The organism is Leclercia tamurae, from assembly GCF_025566055.1.
GTDB lineage: Bacteria > Pseudomonadota > Gammaproteobacteria > Enterobacterales > Enterobacteriaceae > Enterobacter > Enterobacter tamurae.
On sequence record NZ_JAMHKS010000073.1, the window covers coordinates 210,306 to 227,332 of the forward strand.

Annotated in this window: 12 protein-coding genes; 1 reads left to right on the forward strand and 11 read right to left on the reverse strand. The window is 53.9% G+C overall.

Features of this window, described 5'->3' with window-relative positions; translation table 11 throughout:
- Nucleotide 1 precedes the first annotated feature (1 nt).
- The 9 genes from M8318_RS12660 to proP form a co-directional block, all read right to left on the reverse strand.
- On the reverse strand, nt 2-1,213 hold the full coding sequence (locus tag M8318_RS12660) for a glycosyltransferase family 4 protein (protein ID WP_262662970.1): 1,212 nt from the start codon (nt 1,211-1,213) through the stop codon (nt 2-4).
- Nucleotides 1,213-2,211 carry a glycosyltransferase gene (locus M8318_RS12665; protein WP_106993997.1) on the reverse strand — a complete coding sequence of 333 codons (999 nt, stop codon included), beginning with the start codon at nt 2,209-2,211 and terminating at the stop codon, nt 1,213-1,215. The genes M8318_RS12660 and M8318_RS12665 overlap by 1 nt, the downstream gene beginning before the upstream one ends.
- Nucleotides 2,208-3,584: a capsular biosynthesis protein gene (locus tag M8318_RS12670; RefSeq protein WP_262662971.1), complete on the reverse strand. Its 1,377-nt coding sequence runs from the start codon at nt 3,582-3,584 to the stop codon at nt 2,208-2,210. Before M8318_RS12670 ends, M8318_RS12665 begins: the two co-directional genes overlap by 4 nt.
- Nucleotides 3,581-4,792 carry a polysaccharide biosynthesis protein gene (locus tag M8318_RS12675; protein ID WP_262662973.1) on the reverse strand — a complete coding sequence of 404 codons (1,212 nt, stop codon included), beginning with the start codon at nt 4,790-4,792 and terminating at the stop codon, nt 3,581-3,583. The genes M8318_RS12670 and M8318_RS12675 overlap by 4 nt, the downstream gene beginning before the upstream one ends.
- Nucleotides 4,789-6,909, reverse strand: a complete 2,121-nt coding sequence (locus M8318_RS12680; protein ID WP_262662974.1) for a GumC family protein — start codon at nt 6,907-6,909, stop codon at nt 4,789-4,791. Before M8318_RS12680 ends, M8318_RS12675 begins: the two co-directional genes overlap by 4 nt.
- A 2-nt stretch (nt 6,910-6,911) precedes the next feature.
- Nucleotides 6,912-7,469 (reverse strand): polysaccharide biosynthesis/export family protein, encoded by a 558-nt coding sequence (locus tag M8318_RS12685; protein WP_106993993.1) that lies wholly within the window; start codon nt 7,467-7,469, stop codon nt 6,912-6,914.
- 1 nt (nt 7,470) lies between these two features.
- Nucleotides 7,471-8,757 (reverse strand): outer membrane beta-barrel protein, encoded by a 1,287-nt coding sequence (locus M8318_RS12690; RefSeq protein ID WP_262662976.1) that lies wholly within the window; start codon nt 8,755-8,757, stop codon nt 7,471-7,473.
- Entirely contained in the window at nt 8,747-10,162 is a 1,416-nt protein-coding gene (locus M8318_RS12695) for an undecaprenyl-phosphate glucose phosphotransferase (protein WP_262662978.1), read from the reverse strand. The genes M8318_RS12690 and M8318_RS12695 overlap by 11 nt, the downstream gene beginning before the upstream one ends.
- 285 nt (nt 10,163-10,447) lie before the next feature.
- Nucleotides 10,448-11,950: a glycine betaine/L-proline transporter ProP gene (gene proP / locus M8318_RS12700; RefSeq protein WP_106993990.1), complete on the reverse strand. Its 1,503-nt coding sequence runs from the start codon at nt 11,948-11,950 to the stop codon at nt 10,448-10,450.
- A 656-nt stretch (nt 11,951-12,606) separates the two neighbouring features.
- Between proP and kdgT the strand changes: the two genes are divergently transcribed.
- Nucleotides 12,607-13,602, forward strand: a complete 996-nt coding sequence (gene kdgT, locus M8318_RS12705) for a 2-keto-3-deoxygluconate transporter (RefSeq protein WP_106994126.1) — start codon at nt 12,607-12,609, stop codon at nt 13,600-13,602.
- Between the two features lie 38 nt (nt 13,603-13,640).
- Here kdgT and M8318_RS12710 read toward each other — a convergent pair whose 3' ends face one another.
- Complete coding sequence (locus M8318_RS12710; RefSeq protein WP_262662980.1) at nt 13,641-14,519, reverse strand: YjcZ-like family protein; 879 nt, start codon at nt 14,517-14,519, stop codon at nt 13,641-13,643.
- Entirely contained in the window at nt 14,516-16,873 is a 2,358-nt protein-coding gene (gene crfC, locus M8318_RS12715) for a clamp-binding protein CrfC (protein ID WP_262662982.1), read from the reverse strand. Before crfC ends, M8318_RS12710 begins: the two co-directional genes overlap by 4 nt.
- Between the last annotated feature and the right edge of the window lie 154 nt (nt 16,874-17,027).

The window sequence follows — 17,027 nt, forward strand, 5'->3', positions numbered from 1 at the left end:
ATTATGGCCTGTCGAGCAGCTCGCGATAGAGCGACTGCAACGTCTCCATGTGCTTGCGCAGTGAGTATTTCTGGCAAAGCCGTACCCGGCCTTTCAGCCCCATCGCATGGGCCTGGGCCGGGTTTTCCGCCATCACGTCCAGCGCATCGGCCAGATCCTGAGCGTTGCCAGGTTCAAACAGCAATCCTTCCACACCGTGACGTACCTGCTCCGGGATCCCGCCGATGCGGGCGCCCACCACGGCCCGGGCGAATGACATCGCCTCCAGCACCGCCATGGAGCAGTTTTCATAACACTCTGACGGCAGCACCACGGCCCGGGCGTTTTGAATCAACGCATCCAGCGCCGGGCCCTGCTGCACATAGCCGAGGAACTCCGCGTTGGGATAGTCCACCACCATCTCGTCATACAGCGGCCCGTGGCCGACGATTTTTAACGGCATGTGATTGCGCATTAACTGATGCGCCCGGGTCAGGGTCGGCACCCCTTTCTCCCGGCTCAAACGCCCGACGTACAGCAGGTATCCCTCATCCTTCCCCGCCTCCGGCGTGTGGCTGTCGTCGATACCGTTGACAATCACATCGATGCGCGAATCCGGCAGGGAGCGTTTCAGCTCGCTACGCAGAAACTCGCTCGGGGAGACAATAACGTCCAGCGCCTGATAATTTTTCGCGATGTACTGCCAGGTCGCCTCCAGCGACAGCAACAGGCTCTTCGACGCCGATCCCTCCTGGCAGCGATAGCGAAACGCATTAAAGACGCTGCCCGTGACGCACGCGTCACACACTTTGCCGTCGCGCAGCATCGAGTACGACGGGCACATAATCTTATAGTCGTGGGCGGTCAGAACGGTTTTACAGCCGAAATCCCGGGCGACCTTGATCAGGGCCGGGGTCAGTTGGTGATAGATATTGTGGAAATGGACAATCTCCGGGCGCGTCTGCTCCAGCAGCGCCCGCATTTTTTTACAGGCCGCCCGGTTGTGAATAAAGTTGATGGCGGTTTTCGCCCCCGCCAGCAGGCCGCCCTCTTTGTGGTAATCGACATTGCTGACGAAGTGGTCGGCATACTCAGACGGAAAGTTCTTCTCATGCTGCATGGAGAAATCGATCACCTCCACACCGGCCTCTTTCAGCATCTGACGTTCCTGAAAATAGACCGTCTCAGCGCCTCCTTTGATAAAGAAGAACTTATTCACCAGTAAGACTTTCATTACTCTACCTGTTCATGAATAACTTTATTATCCGGCGGAACCCGGGGATCGCGCTGCGGGTGGAAAAGACCTTTCACCAGTCCGGCAGAGAGCACGGCGAGGTTGATCACGCTGTTCAGGCCATTTTTTAATGAGCGGTTACGCAGGGTTTTTAGCAGGATAAAGGCCAGCAGCGGCAACAGCGCGATATCAATCAGGCTGACATCGAAAGAGAAGAACGCAATCAGTACGATGAAGATGTAGCTCGCAAAGATCACTTCGTTTTTCACCATCATCAACGCATCACGGAACCAGGGTTTCCCCCACGCGCTGCGCAGCAGCTCGCCGGGCGCCTGATGGAAGCCGCTCTTCCAGCGATAGCGCAGCATCCTGAAGGTCGGCATCGTGTAGGAGGTATGACGGAAATAGGGCACGTTCAGGCGATGCAGTTTATAGCCCGCGGCCAGCAGGCGCATGCCTAACTCCGCCTCTTCATAGGCGTGCAGGCTGCGGTTGGTCAGGTAGCCGATATCGGCTATCGCTGACAGGCGATACAGCCCACCGCCGCCCAGATGGTCGCTATCCCCCAGCGGGTAGATTTTATTGATGCGCTGCTTGCGGGAGGTAAATTCGTAGTTTGAGGCGTCATCCATCTCCACCGTACCGGCCACGCCCGCGTACGTCGGGTTATTCTGCAGAAACGCCACCGCATGATCGATAAAACCGGGCTCTAGCTCCATATCGCCATCCATCAGCAGGATGAACTCCCCTTCGCTGTGAAGGTAGCCCAACTGATGCCCGACGCCGCAGCAGCGGTCTGCCGGTTCGGTTAACGACACCACCATCACCCCTTTATCGCTGGCCAACTGCTGGGTGTTATCCGTTGAAAGACTGTCGGCAACAATAATTTTATGCGGATACGTACCCAGCTGGCTGCGGATACTGTCGATGGTTTTCTCAATACATTCGGCTTCGTTAAAGGTTTTGATACTGACGGTAATAAACGGTTTGTACATCAATAATGCCCCGTATGACGGCGTACGGTCCGGCGAATAATCAAACTGGAACCTAACGACATATAAAACAAGAACTGCAACATCGGCGTAATCATCAGTATCTGGCTGTACGGCAGGCTGAGCAGACAGGCGATGGCGAAGACGTTAAACGCCGGCGCAAAGCTCAGAAGCTGAACGTCCGGCTTATCGAGCTGCTCCACAGAGAGCACCGGCTCGGGCCGGACCGCCTTCAGGATGTAGATAAACAGGCCCACAAACAGCACCGTCCCCACCACGCCCACTTCCCATAACAACATGCTCAGGGAGGTACTATCGAGATACAGGTTGTAATACTGATGCAGGAAGCCAGGAGAGACGGCGCTGCCGCTGTTGGTGGCGTTCAGGCCGTAGCCGAACAGCGTTCCCGGCAGCCCTGACAGATCGTTATGCTGTGCCCAGAACAGCAGAGAAGTGAAGCGGCCTACTTCCCCGCCGGGGGTAATAAAGTCCGGATCGAAGATGTAATCCATGGAGTCGAGGAAGACCACGAAGGGGTTCTCCGCCGTATCGCCGCCGTAGGCCGTCGAATAGGTATAGGCCAGAGCGACGACCGCCAGCCCGATCAGCAGCGCCATGCCGATCAGAATAGAGAGCAGCACGCCCAGGTTGACCTTGCTCGCCTCTTTAACCCAGGAGGGGGTCAGCCACACCCAGCCCAGCAGCAGCGGCGACAGCAGGATCACGAATTTAACTTCGCCAATGATGCACATCACGAACCCCAGCACGATATGCAGCGCCATGGATTTGAAGCTGGCCAGCCCGTGTTTATATTCCGAGACTTTCAGCAGCATGATCAGCAGACAGAACAGCCCCATGGCGGCGGTGTTGCCGCCCCCCATCGGGTCGCCGCCAAAGGTCCCCACCACCGAGTCCCATTTCTCCGCCTCGCCGCGCAGCGCCACGCGCTCCGGCAGGACAAAGATCAGCTGATAAATGGCCACCGGGAACTGGATGTAAAACACCCAGTACAGCGCCCGGGTCACCTGATAGATCTGCGATTCCCGGCAGAAGCCCAGCAGCAGGCAGACCATCACCAGCGACAGCCCAATCTCGTTCTTGAATCCGACGAGGGTAATCAGCGCCCCACCCTGAAAGAGGGTCGACATACCGGCCAGTACGATAAAAGCACCATACAGCGTCAGGATGATGGCTTCCTGGGCATCCAGTCGCATGGGCTCTTCGCGGGTCTGCAATACCAGGAAACCGGCCATCAGCAGCGTCATGACAAAGGGCAGCCACAGTATCGCCAGCTCACCGGTAAAATACTGCACCAGCCCGCAGAAGATCAGGGTAAACAGCGCGAAGCTCTGTAAATAATGTCCGGTATTAAGATTCATGATGTCACTGACCCGTTTCTCAGAATGTCGGCGCGCTTATTCACCTTCAGGTAGATAAAGGCGTAGCGGATAAACGTCAGAATCGAAAATAAGATGATGGATGTGGCGTAGTCATTGTAGAAATACGGCACAACGACGAACGCGATCCCCACGATCGCCAGTTGCTCAAGCTGGATCCGCAGGAAGTAGCGGTGCGAGCCGAAAATCAGCTCTATCACCGTCAGCGGACAGACCGCCAGCGCCGGGAACAGGTACGGCAGCATATAGCGCGAGGTCGGCACGGAGGCGATCCACTCCTCGCTGAACCCCAGATTCATCACAATCGGGTAGAAGATAAACACGCCCAGCGTGCAGACCACCCCCAGCACCAACAGCAGCAGACGGACTTTGGTGTACTCTTCGTAGTTGAAGATGTTGTTTCTGAAATCAATCGACCATTTCGAGAAAATGGTATTGCGCACCGCATTGCCGATGATCACCACCGGAGCCAGACAGAAGCGGCTGACCACCGAGAAGTAGCCCGCCGTCAGGGCCGAGAACCAGAAGTTGATCAGCATAATCGGCAGGTTGTTGCTCGCCATCGCCAGCACTTCGGCACTGCCCACTTTGGTGACGTGATGAATATGTTTTTTCAGGAACGCCAGGTTACTGGAGGGCCGCAGGTGATGCAGGGTAATAGAGCGAATATCAAATGCCCGCAGAATACAGGCGCTGGTCAGCACCATCATCAGGATCGCCCACATCCAGTAAAACGCCATCACCTGGCGGGTGAGCAGGACCGACAGCACCACCACTACCGAAACGGAGATGCGCTGGACCACCAGAAAGCGAAAGTTTGCTGTCCGCAGTGACAGGTTTTCTGCCACCAGCACCCAGGTATTCGAGAGCGTGAGCAGGTACAGAAAGAGCATGTTCTGATGGAACAGCCAGCCCGTCAGTACGGCATAGGGGACGGCGATGGTCAGGCTTTGCAGGAGACAAAACACTACGTTCTGCGCCAGTTCCTCATCCGGCTGCCTGGGGATCAACAGCTGTGAGGCAAAGGTACAGACCTGGGCCCCAATCAGGGCAATACTGTAGTTGAGCGCGTAGAGCCCCACTTCGCCAAGATCGTACTTATGCGAAATGAGCCAGATCGACAGGGCACCAATCAGCTGTGAAATAACTGATGACCCTGCGATCGTGGAGGCGCTCCTGAGCAGACTCATGCCCGGCCTGTGTTGTTCATCAATTCATGGGTATGGTAGTTGAGCGAACGCAGCCCCTCTTTGCTCTCCAGATTTTTATCCACCACCTGATTCAGCACCCCACCGATCACCACGCAGCGATCGCTGGCGGCTTTATCAACGGCATGGGCGATGGTATCGGCACTGTTCTGGCCCGCTTTCAGGACGAAGATCAGACCATCCGTCACCTGGCTCACCAGCTGCACTTCCTGGCTCTGATTCACCGCAGCCACATCAATGATGATACGCTGATAACGGCTGCGCAGCGTCTCAAGCAGCGGTTTCAACCGTTCTGGCGACAGCAGCAACAGCGCCGAGACCGGGGTATTGCCGCGCGGCAGGAAATCGAGCTTATCGTTGACCTTCACCAGCACGCTGTCAGTGTCGCCTTCACCGCGCAGCACTTCCGCCACGCCCGGCGCCTTCGGTGAGCCCAGCTCGCCCGACAGACCGTCGTTGTTGAAGAAGTCCATATCGATCAGCAGCGTTTTCTGGTCAAAGCTAAAGGAGTTCGCCAGCAGGTTCGCCAGCAGCGTCCGTCCCTCTCCGGCTTCCGCCGAGGTGACGGCGATAACCTGCAGCGGATGACTGCTCAGCATGATCTGCGTACGCATGCTGTGAATCACGTCGGCATTGAGCGGATCGCTGAACATCAAATCGCGGATCTTGCCCCGTCCTCCCACGCCCCTGAAGCGGCGGATCTCCCCCAGCGGCAAGAGGTTAAGCCGTTTTTGCATCTGGCTGAGGGTATTCACGGACCGGTCCGTCGCCGCTTTCACCATCACGTACATGACGTAGAAGAGCATCACCAGCAGCACGATCATCAGCATCAGCAGCGGTTTATTCGGCTTCGCAGGACGCGTGGCGGGTACGGCAGGATCGTAGAGCTCTGCGTCGGCATCGGTGTAGGTGCCCGGCAGCGTCAGCTCCTGCGTACGCTGGTAGACCACCTTGTACATCTCTTCCGTCTTATCCAGCGCCAGCTTCAGCTCGTTGTAGCCTTCACGCTTCATCGACAGCTTCTGGAAGTTCTGGCGCTGCTCATCCAGTTGCTTCTGGTAATTTTTTTCATCCGCCACCGCCGCCTCGTAGCTCTGGCGTAACCCGGCCTCCTGCTCTCTGAGGGTCATCGCCGTTTGCGCCTGGATCGCACTGATACGGGCCCGCGCCTGAATCACTTTGTCATGCTGTGGCCCGTAGGATTTCTCCAGCTGAGAAAGCTCGCTGTTAGCCTGGATCAATGCAATGCGTAAATCCTGGATCTGGGCATGATTTGAGATCGACGGCAGCGAGATGGCTCTGCCGCCTCCGGAACGCACTTCATTATAGATAGACTCAGCCGCCACCCGACGCTCGGTGGCATTCGCCAGACGGTTGGTGACAATGCCCATCTGTTCGGTTTCAAACCCGTCAACGCCGCGGAAGGTCAGTAACCCCGCTTTCGCCAGATAGTCATCCAGCGCGGTTTTCTGCTGGATCATCTGCTGCTTGAGCTGCTGCAGCTTGTGCTGGTTATCTTCGCTGGCCTGCAGCGTTTTCTGCTGCTTGAGCCCTAAGCTGTAATTGATAAACGACTCAGCCACCCCGTTGGCAATATCTGCCGACAGCTGCGGCGAGGTGGACTCATACGAGACGGTGGCCAGATGGGTGGTACGCACGCTGTTAATGGTGAGGTTCTTGCTCAACGTTTTCAGCGCACTGTCGATCCGCTGCTGCTCGCTCTCTTTCCCCGTGGCGCCGTCGTCGTTGCTGCCGGTGAACGCGGGATTTTGATCCAGCTTCAGGGTACGCACCGCCTGCTCAAGCACCACGCGCGACTGCATCAGCGCGTTTTGAGTTTCGTAATAGCCGTTACGGGTTGAGTCATACCCCTCAACCTTCTGGAAAGGGGTGACATTATCGGGCTGGGCTTTGAGCAGGACCGTGGCCGTAGAGACATATTTTGACGGCATCAAACTCATTAGTGGCCAGGCAATCGCCCCGGCAATAACGCCGGAGAGAATGATTTTCCAGAGGTTCTTTTTTATTTCACTGGCAAATCTGGCGATATCGATAGCGCTTTCTCGCTTTTTGCCATTTTCCACTATTGATAGTTTCATGGTCAGAAGAACCCTATGCCTATAATTACGAGATCACCGGGGAGCACGGAGTGAGTCACATCAACATTTTCGAGTAACTCGCCAGTGGATGATTGTCGAATACTGAGGTCACTGCGGTCTGCACGGTCGGTATATCCCCCGCCTAAGGCGATCGCTTTTTCCACGGTCAGCCCCGGTTCATAGGCATAACCATTGGGATTCTCGATCTCACCCGAGATATAGAATTTGCGGAATTCAGCAATATTCACGGTCACCATGGGATTAAGCACAAACCCTTTGCGCAGACGTTGCGTAATCTCTGCATCGACCTGACTTGCGGATTTGCCCTTTAATTCCAGCCTGCCAATATAGGGGTAATTAATAGCCCCACTATTATCAAGTACTACTTTCATGGTCAGGTCAGGTTGCCCGGCAACGTTAATGTTGACGGTATCACCGGAGCCCAGTAAATAATTTGCTGTATCAACCACGCTATTGTCCTTTAACGTCGGCTGCGGTGATTTGCAGCCAGCGAAAACAATGCTGAGGAGTAAAAACGCGCACAGTTTAATTATTTTCATTTTAAATCTGAACCTTAGCTGTAAGCATAATCAAAGATTGATCATAGCCCAACGTTTCAGTCACTACGCGGTCATCGTTGGGGCCGATGGTAAACGTATCTGTATCTTTATTAGACTTAAGCGTATCAAGATGATATTCCACACCAACGTTAATCGACGGTGTGAGGTCATAACCGACAATAAATGAAAACACGCCATTCTTGTCGTGACGATCCTTGTCCTGATCTTTGTAGTCTTCTGTGATGTATGCGTAATCAAGCAACGTCGTTAAACGGTCGTTCATCCATAGGTGTTTGTAAGAAATGCCGTATTCCGTGACTAAATTATATCCTCCCGCTTCGGAAGGGTCTTTAATACTTTGGGATGTTCTTAACGTAAAAATTGACTGCTGAAGAGGTCGCCATTCACCGAGAATATCCCAGTTAATCCCGTTGAAATCCTTCGACCCGGGGTTATTTTCAAAGGTTTTATAGAGCCACGACACGTTCGCATCGATGTTTGTTTTGCCCGTTACCTGCGACTGAATGCCGTAACGCAAATAATATTCATTACTGTCTTTTTCCGACGCATGGCCGTAACGGAACTGGTTGGTAATAAAACTATAGCGAAAACGCGTCTTAGAGGTGTACTGATCGAAAATTTCTGCAATCAGCGTATTTTCGTCCCACTCCTGCTCGTCGATATATTGTGCGAAGTCCTCATCCTGGCGTTCAACCTGGCCGGTATTGCCAAAGGTCCACTTGCGGTGCATCAACGCCAGGTCTGCCCTTCCCCGTCCGTCCGGCGCACCATAACTATAGCGTAGCTCGCTGTCGAACAGATTGGTGGTTAGCGGTGACCTAACGCCAAACTGGCGGAACTGTTCAGGCAGGAATCCTTCCGTCACCCCGCGCCCGCGCGCCTCATGACCGAGTGAATCTTCAAGATTCAGGGTCAGGCCATGCATGAGACCAAAACGCCAGTCACCTTTGAAGCGGAAGAGGTGATCGTCATAATCGTCCGTAGAATCGCTGGAGTAGTGGCGATAATCCCCGGAGTACATCAGCAGGTATTTATCCTGCCCGCGCTCCCCGTTCAGACTTATCACGGGCTTGAGCCCCTGGAAGTCGGAGCCTTTGGCGTCGCTATCGTGATGCTGGTAGGTCACGTTATCGTTATGCCCGTAATCCACACCGACGTTGCTTTGAAAATCGATGCCCGCCCAGCCGATGTGTGATTTTGGCGTTAATTCTGCCACGGCAACCGGAGACGCTATCATCCCAGCGATAATAATAATTTTAGTATGCATTCTTACCGACAAATCCCTTAAAAATGGTTTTAATGATGATTTTTATATCTAACCAAAAGGACCAGTTCTGAATATATTCAATGTCGTACTGGACTCGCTTTTCCATTTTGTATAGCGCATCAATTTCGCCACGATAGCCATTAATTTGCGCTAAACCTGTGATCCCAGGCTTTACTTTATGGCGAATCATGTAGTTTTCGACTTGCTTACGGTAAAGCTCGTTGTGCGCCACAGCGTGCGGCCGTGGCCCGACAATAGACATATTCCCCTGTATTACATTAATGAACTGCGGCAGTTCATCCAGAGATGTCCGACGTAAGAATGCGCCAAAGCGGGTGACCCGAGGATCGTCTCGTGTCGCCTGAACCACCTTGTCGTTATTTTCCATTACTTTCATCGTCCGGAACTTCCAGACTTTAATCTTCTGCCCGCTCAGGCCATAGCGATCCTGTTTGAAGAAAACAGGCCCACGTGAAGTGAGTTTGATGCCGATGGCAATAGCGATCATTAACAGCACAATCATTACCATAATCACGCAGCCCAGCACCAGATCTTCTGCGCGTTTAATAAACGCCCCCACCCCGTCCAGCGGGGAGGTAAAAATGCCGATGGTCTGCAGGTTATGGATAGAACGAATCTGAGAGGTATTGGTGCTGTAAGCGTAAAAGTCCGGCACGATATAAGTATCCACCGTGGTATCGGACATCATCGCCAGAAAATGGCGGATGCGCTCCAGCGCCACCATCGGCAGGGCAATATAGATTTCGTCGACCCGGCCGGCATTGGCTTCCTCAACCAGCTTGATCACTGGCCCGTTATAGGGGCTGGTAATTTTAGTGGCCAGCTCGCCAAGCCGCTCCGGGCCGCGCTCATCGTAGAAGGCGAGGTCCAGCTGGACGTCAGCGTACTCCAGGCGCAGCGCCCGTTCAGCCGCCAGGCCGTTATCGGTAATGCCGATAATCGCCACCCTTATTTTCTTTTTCGCCGACAGCTTGTAAATAATCAGACGGACGACGTAGAGAAAAGGGATCGGCGAGGCATACCAGAGCGGCATGGCAGGAATATCACGCACATCGATAAAGCTGACGTAGCCTAAGGCGTATAATTTCGCGACCAGCAGACGCACCAGGCCGATAAAAAGGATGGCTAAAAAAGCCGTCAAAAACAGGCGTCTTTGGTTACGCAACTTGTTGTTTTTAGGACGATAGAGATAGCACTGCGTGTATTCACCAAACAGTAAAAAGGCAGTGGAGTACAATAAGCTGATCAAAATTACAGTATCGAAAGATTCCATTTTCAATACCCAACCACTGAGTATTAAGATTAAATTAATTGAAAAGAAATCAATTAATTTAATGAATACCGAGTAACTTCCATGGGTGATCTTTTGCGAATTTCTCAGCATGTCCAGCCCTACTTATAATTTGTCTTCGGTATTATTTTTGCTGTGCCAGGCGCATCCGTGGATATATTAGAAAAGATAAAATGCCGTTTCGGAAAAAGGTAAGTCTCCGAAAAGAATCAGCATTCAGGTTATGTCTGCGCACACCCTCATAGAGAAGAAAGCGTCAATTTTATAGAGACATCCGCTTGTATACAGCGTAAGCACTATTCAATAAAACCGCCAATAAACTTTCGTTGTATTCCATTTGGGTATGAAAAAAAACCCGGCTAGCGCCGGGTTTTTTATTTACTCATTAATGCGGGGGTGTTGATCGACCAGACGGGTACGCTTCTCTTGTAGCGTCGCAATTTCAGCATCGATATCTTCTATCTTCTGCTCAATGTTGTCATGGTGCTCACGCAGGATCTCTTTGGCTTCCTGAAGGTCAGAGGCAGCAGGTGTCGCCCCTTTCAGCGGCAGGTTCGCCGTCTCCTTCATGTAAATGCCGGTAATCAGGCCGATGACCGCAATCACCATCAGATAGTAGGCAGGCATCATCAGGTTCTGGGTGCTCTCCACCAGCGAGGCTGCCAGCGTTGGCGTCAGACCGGCAATCAGTACCGAGATGTTAAAGGCCGCCGCCAGCGCGCTGTAACGGATGTGCGTCGGGAACATCGCCGGCAGGGTCGAAGCCATCACCCCAATAAAGCAGTTGAGGATCACCGCCAGCATCAGCAGACCGGCAAATATCAGGCCGATGACATCACTGTTAATCATGATGAAGGCCGGGATAGCCAGCACAAACAGTGCGACGCTGCCGAAGATAATGAACGGACGACGTCCGAAGCGGTCGCTCAGCAGGCCCATGATCGGCTGTACAAACAGCATCCCCACCATAATGGCGATGATGATCAGCACGCCGTGATCTTCTGAGTAATGCAGGTTATGCGACAGGTAGCTCGGCATGTAGGTCAGCAGCATGTAATAGGTCACGTTGGTGGAGATCACCAGACCAATACAGGTCAGCAGGCTACGCCAGTGGCGCGTGGCGATCTCTTTAAACGAGACTTTCGGTCCTTCCTGCAGACCTTCACGATCGCCCTGCTCCAGCTTTTCAACGTGCTGCTGGAACGCCGGGGTCTCTTCTAACGCGTGACGCAGATAGAGGCCAATCAGCCCCAGCGGCAGCGCCAGGAAGAACGGAATACGCCAGCCCCAGGCGAGGAAGTTCTCTTCGCCCACCACGGTAGAGAGCAACACCACCACGCCCGCACCCAGCACGAACCCGGCAATCGAACCAAAGTCGAGCCAGCTGCCCATAAAGCCGCGCTTACGGTCCGGAGAGTATTCGGCAACAAAAATAGATGCCCCGGTATACTCACCCCCAACCGAGAAGCCCTGAGCCATCTTACACAGCAGCAGCAGGATGGGTGCCCAGATGCCTATGCTTGCATATGACGGGATCAGGCCGATACAGAACGTACTGACCGACATAATCACTATCGTGATAGCGAGGATTTTCTGGCGGCCGTACTTATCCCCCAGCATCCCGAAGAACAGACCACCTAACGGGCGTATAAGGAAGGGAACAGAGAATGTCCCGAGCGCGGCAATCATCTGCACGCTGGGATCGGCACCAGGGAAGAACACTTTACCCAGCGCGTAGGCCACGAAGCCATACACACCGAAATCGAACCATTCCATCGCATTACCGAGCGAGGCGGCGGTGATCGCTTTGCGCAGTTTTCCGTCGTCAATAATGGTGACGTCGCGCAGGGTGATCGGTTTAACTTTTTTCCTTTTCAGCATGGCTATCCTCGTTGACTAAGCCCAGTCCTCACCACAGCGCCTGAAAAGTGCGCTCTGTGGAACCCGGGAAGCGCCTCATGCGCATTCTCCTTTCTCAAGCGTAGCAGGTTTACTTACACTGACCTTTCGGAGCGGTACAACCGAACCTGTTGACGCCTGTCTGGGCTGTTTATGGAGCCATTACCCTACCAGCGTTTATATTTGTGATCAACTTCACATATATTTTTAAGGTTTTTACCAGAAGTGTCAAAAGTGTAAATAAGCCGTATTGCGTTATTTCTAATACCCGCCTCTGGAAATACTCTTTCAGACGTTATTATTTGCTGTGAAATTAAAAAATAACGACATTTTTTTACAATGCGTTCACAGCCATTTTAATAATCAAGGGGCGAAAATCGTCTTTCCTTAAAATATGTGATGAAGATAACTAAAACACTGTTTTATTTTCATTGAATCATCATTCCAACGATCGCATCATAAGTCTGTCAAAACGAGTGGGGTGGCCTTCACGTGAAGGCTTAAAAAACCAAACTGGTTATATCTGCTGTATGAACAACGAATTGCCTGGCACAGTGAAGTCACAATTCGTTGAATTCATTAGATTATTAAATATCACTTGTCCGCTGGCGATGCGTGATGAGGTGTGAGGGTTAATGATGAAGATTAAAGCCACGATTGAACGCATCCCCGGAGGGATGATGCTGGTTCCGCTGGTACTGGGTGCAATTTTAAATACCTTAGCGCCTGATACCGGAGCCTATTTTGGTGGATTCACCAAAGGCATGATTACCGGGACAGTTCCGATTCTGGCGGTCTGGTTCTTCTGTATCGGCGCCTCCATTAATTTACGGGCAACGGGCACAGTATTACGTAAATCCGGTACGCTGGTGATTACCAAAATTGCCGTAGCCTGGGTGGTAGCGATGATTTGCGCCATGTTTATCCCGGAAAACGGCATTCAGACCGGCTTCTTCGCGGGCCTCTCCGTGCTGGCGATTGTCTCTGCGATGGACATGACCAACGGCGGCCTGTACGCCAGCCTGATGAACCAGTACGGCACCAAAGAAGAGTCCGGCGCCTTCGTATTGATGTCTCTGGAATCTGGCCCACTGGTAACCATGCTGATCCTCGGCTCTGCCGGTCTGGCCTCCTTTGAACCGCACCACTTTGTCGGCGCCGTCCTGCCGTTCCTGATCGGTTTTGCTCTCGGCAACCTCGACCACGACCTGCGTGACTTCTTCAGCAAAGCGACCCCGGTTCTGATCCCGTTCTTCGGCTTCGCGCTGGGTAACACCATCAACCTGAACGTGATTCTGGATACCGGCCTGCTGGGTATCGTGCTGGGTGTGGCGGTTATCATTATCACCGGTATTCCGCTGATTATTGCCGACCGTGTTATCGGTGGAGGGAATGGTACTGCGGGGGTTGCAGCGTCATCTGCTGCAGGGGCTGCGGTAGCGAACCCGATGATTATCGCCCAGATCAACCCGGCGTTCGAACCGGTTGCCGCTTCCGCCACCGCGCTGGTTGCAGCAAGTGTCATCGTGACGGCGATTCTGGTTCCGATTATTACCGCGCTGTATGCCAGACGTTATGGCAACATCCCGGCCAAAACGCCGGAACAGAGCCCGGTTGAATCACTGCATCACTAATACGTTAACCCTCTCCCCATCGGGGAGAGGGTTAAAACTTACTCCCCAAACACCTCTTCCACCATCGCTTTTGCCAGCCTTGCCGCCGAACAAAGTCTCGGCATTCCCAGCGCTACATTCTGCCAGCTCTGCGTCACCGACCAGCACACCGGATGCCTGTCGGCATCACACCAGTCCCCCAACCAGCCAAGCATATCTTTATGGTCGATAATCCCCGGCGTACTGGGCGTGGTCAGCCACTGATGATAAAAATGGCGGGTCGCAGGAGCCGCATTGATCCCCTGCGCCAGATAGTTAGCCACCATGCTGCACAAATTATCTTTCAGCATGGCGCTGACATCCGCATTCGCCAGCCGACAGGCGTCACCGAACGCCCCCCAGCGCAGCTCCTCCAGCACCACATAGCCACGCCCGGCCAGCGACCAGCCGTCATAATGCCCGGCCCGCCAGCGGGTAAAAATCTGTTCGCTATGAACGCCGGCCTGCACCGTTAACCCGCGCTGGGTTAACGCTTTCTCTTTAAACTGCGCGCGTTGGTGGAAATGAGCGGAGAGAACGTCGTACTGATGTACCGCGCCAATGGGCGGTTGATTACGCAGAGTAGCCTGCTGGCGCAGCGTGGTCAGGGTCTGGGTCATGCGGGTCAGCGCCAGATGGCCGGGATCAACCATGCCCGCCAGCTTCTCTGCCAGCCCGAGCCGCAGCACAGCATTTTCGCTGAACATTCCTCCCATTGCCCACTGGCGAAGCTGAGCCTGCGCCATGATCTCCGAAGTTAAACGTTCACGAAAGTGCTGCTGTTGCGACCCCACAGAGGTGTGACGCTGCGCGTCAGCCCCCTGCACCAGGTCGACCATAAATTTAGGATGGATACATTCCAGCGTCCGCCCGGGACCGTCCAGTAATTGTTTTGTCATGGTTGCTCTGCCGCGAATAGCGTTTGAATATCATCGCGTAACAGTCGGGTATCTTCCTGAATCCACGTCGCAGTGGTAATACATTGCTGCAGCAGCTGGCTGAGCGCGCGCGTGGCATGCTCATTCTGCTGGCGCACCGCGAGGCTATCACGCAAGCTTTCCTGTAACCCTGCAAGGCATAAAGAGAATTCCGCAAAGAATGTCGCCATGCCTGCTGTAACAGAGACATCGACCTGGGCGGCCAAAGCTTTACGGATTTGTTCACAAAAGTGATCAATATGGTGTTTAAGTTTCTCATGAAGCTGTGACACGTCGATAACATACCGCGTCCGCGTCATAACATAGTCTTCCCAGCCCCAGTCCGGATTGTTCAGCCAGCGGGAGACCGTCTCGCGCAGCGCGCTGCCAGCCCCCTGAGACTGACCGGCAGGCTCACTCTCCTGGGCAATAGCGTCGTTGAACAGCCCCTGAGTATTGAAGTTAAGCTGGCTGGCCTGAAACGCCGGGAAACTGATCCGCGCCCGGAAACCGGCATGGCTCAACTCCTCTTTAATACGGGTTTCAATCGGGCGCATGGCGTCGTTCAGTGCCCGCGCCAGCGTCGACTCCAGCTGATCGAAACGCAGCGCCAGCTCACGACCGATTTTTGCCTGTGCATCCAGCATGATCAGCTCGCAGGAGGAGCGGATTTTGCTCAACAGGATCTGCGCCTGGCCTTCATCCTCCAGCACCAGCTGACCGGGCGTCGCTGCGGTATCAGCCCGCTGCTTATGCGGATCAAACCCCGCCAGATCGAGCATATTGTCAGGATTGAAGACATGGGCGATGGCGAGTTTGATTTCGCTCTGCTGGGCGGAAAGAAACAGGTTTGAGGCATTCAGCGCCTGGCTCACCTCATGCCGGACCTCATCGCTCACCGACGCCTGACGGGAGTGCAGCAGCGCCATGTCATCTTCCAGACGGGTAATATTGTTCTGCAACTCGTCGAAGGCCACCGTCAGCCCCTGATAGCGGAAATCCAGGTACTCGCGGGCGTTCTGGGCGTAGTTCAGCAGCTTATGCGACGCGGAGCGCAGCGCGTACAGCGAGGCGTTAGCGTAGGCGGCATAGATCAGCTTGCGGATCGGCTGCTCAAACAGGGAGTCCTCCCACAGCAGATCGGCGGAGTGGCGAACGTGTTCAATATCATCCAGATCGGCGGTGCGCCAGCGGCGGCCCAGTGCAGCTTCGGCGAAGTCCTGCACCCAGCGCTGCTCCTGGTGATCGGGCAACTTACCGTGCATCGCCAGTTCGTGACGCGCCCGGTTCGCCAGGTATCCCCACATCGAGGAGACCGGGAAGATCTGGCCCGGAGAGATATGGCCCTTCATCAGGGTGCCGGAGATCATCGCCCGCACCTGCTCTTCATCATCGCTGTTGCGGTCTTTCTGATCGAACTTATTGACCAGGGCGTACAGCGGCACCGATTTGCCGACGGCAGAAATGGCCAGCCGTACTTCGGCATCGGAGATCGACTTCAGTTGGGTATAGTCCATCACCGCCAGTACCGCCGAGGCGCGGGCGAGCTGCTCGGTGAGCATTTTTTGCAGATGTGGCTGCCCGGCCTCGTTCGGCCCGGGGGTATCCAGCAGGGTTAATTGCCCCAGATGCGTATCCAGCCCGGCCAGATGGACAAATTCCACCTCGATCACCGGGATATTCTCGATCGCGGCATAGGCCGGGAAGGGGAAATCGGTGCCCAGCGCCTGAGAAAGCCGCACCAAATCATTCAGGTTTTTTAAACAGTTAAATATTGGCTGCGCACCTAAATAATGTTTTTCAAATGCCTCGCCGGTTTCAATGCGCCCGAGTAGCGCATTCATATCTTTGTCAATTTCCAGCTGCTGCGCCAGCTTGCCCCGATCGTAATTGGCGAGCTTCTTTTGCATTTGCTTTATTAAGGTATCGATGGGCGCAACGTGAGAAAAATGCAGCACCGGCTCTTTCTGACCGGGCGTATGACGGATAAGCGTCGGCAACGCGGTCATCGGGCGGTTGCGGTTGGGTAACACTTCGGTGCCCACGATGGCGTTAATGGTGGTGGACTTCCCGGCCTTCATGGTGCCCACGATCGCCAGCACCATCTCCAGGCGGGTAATTTTGCGCAGCTCATTATTCAGCATCGACTGCTGCGCCTCTAAGCCACGGGCACTAAAATGCAGCGGTAATACATTGCTGGCTTCGCCGGTAATGGCCGACGTGGCGCTATCCAGCATCGCGGCAGGCATGGCGCTTAACGCCTCAAGATTTTGCAATGAGAGCTGCAGCAGCCTTTCAGCTTCCTGGCTTAATTCAAATATGGTCTGTGTGTGCATAGTAAAAAGCCTTCCCTAACACAAATTTTATATAACCGAATTGTTTTTAAGAATGAAAGATCGGCTTATATGATTACGTGTTGTAAATATGTTCGACGCAATATAATTCACTGATGACAGTGAAAATATATTCTTTCAGCGCGTAAGCAGCGGA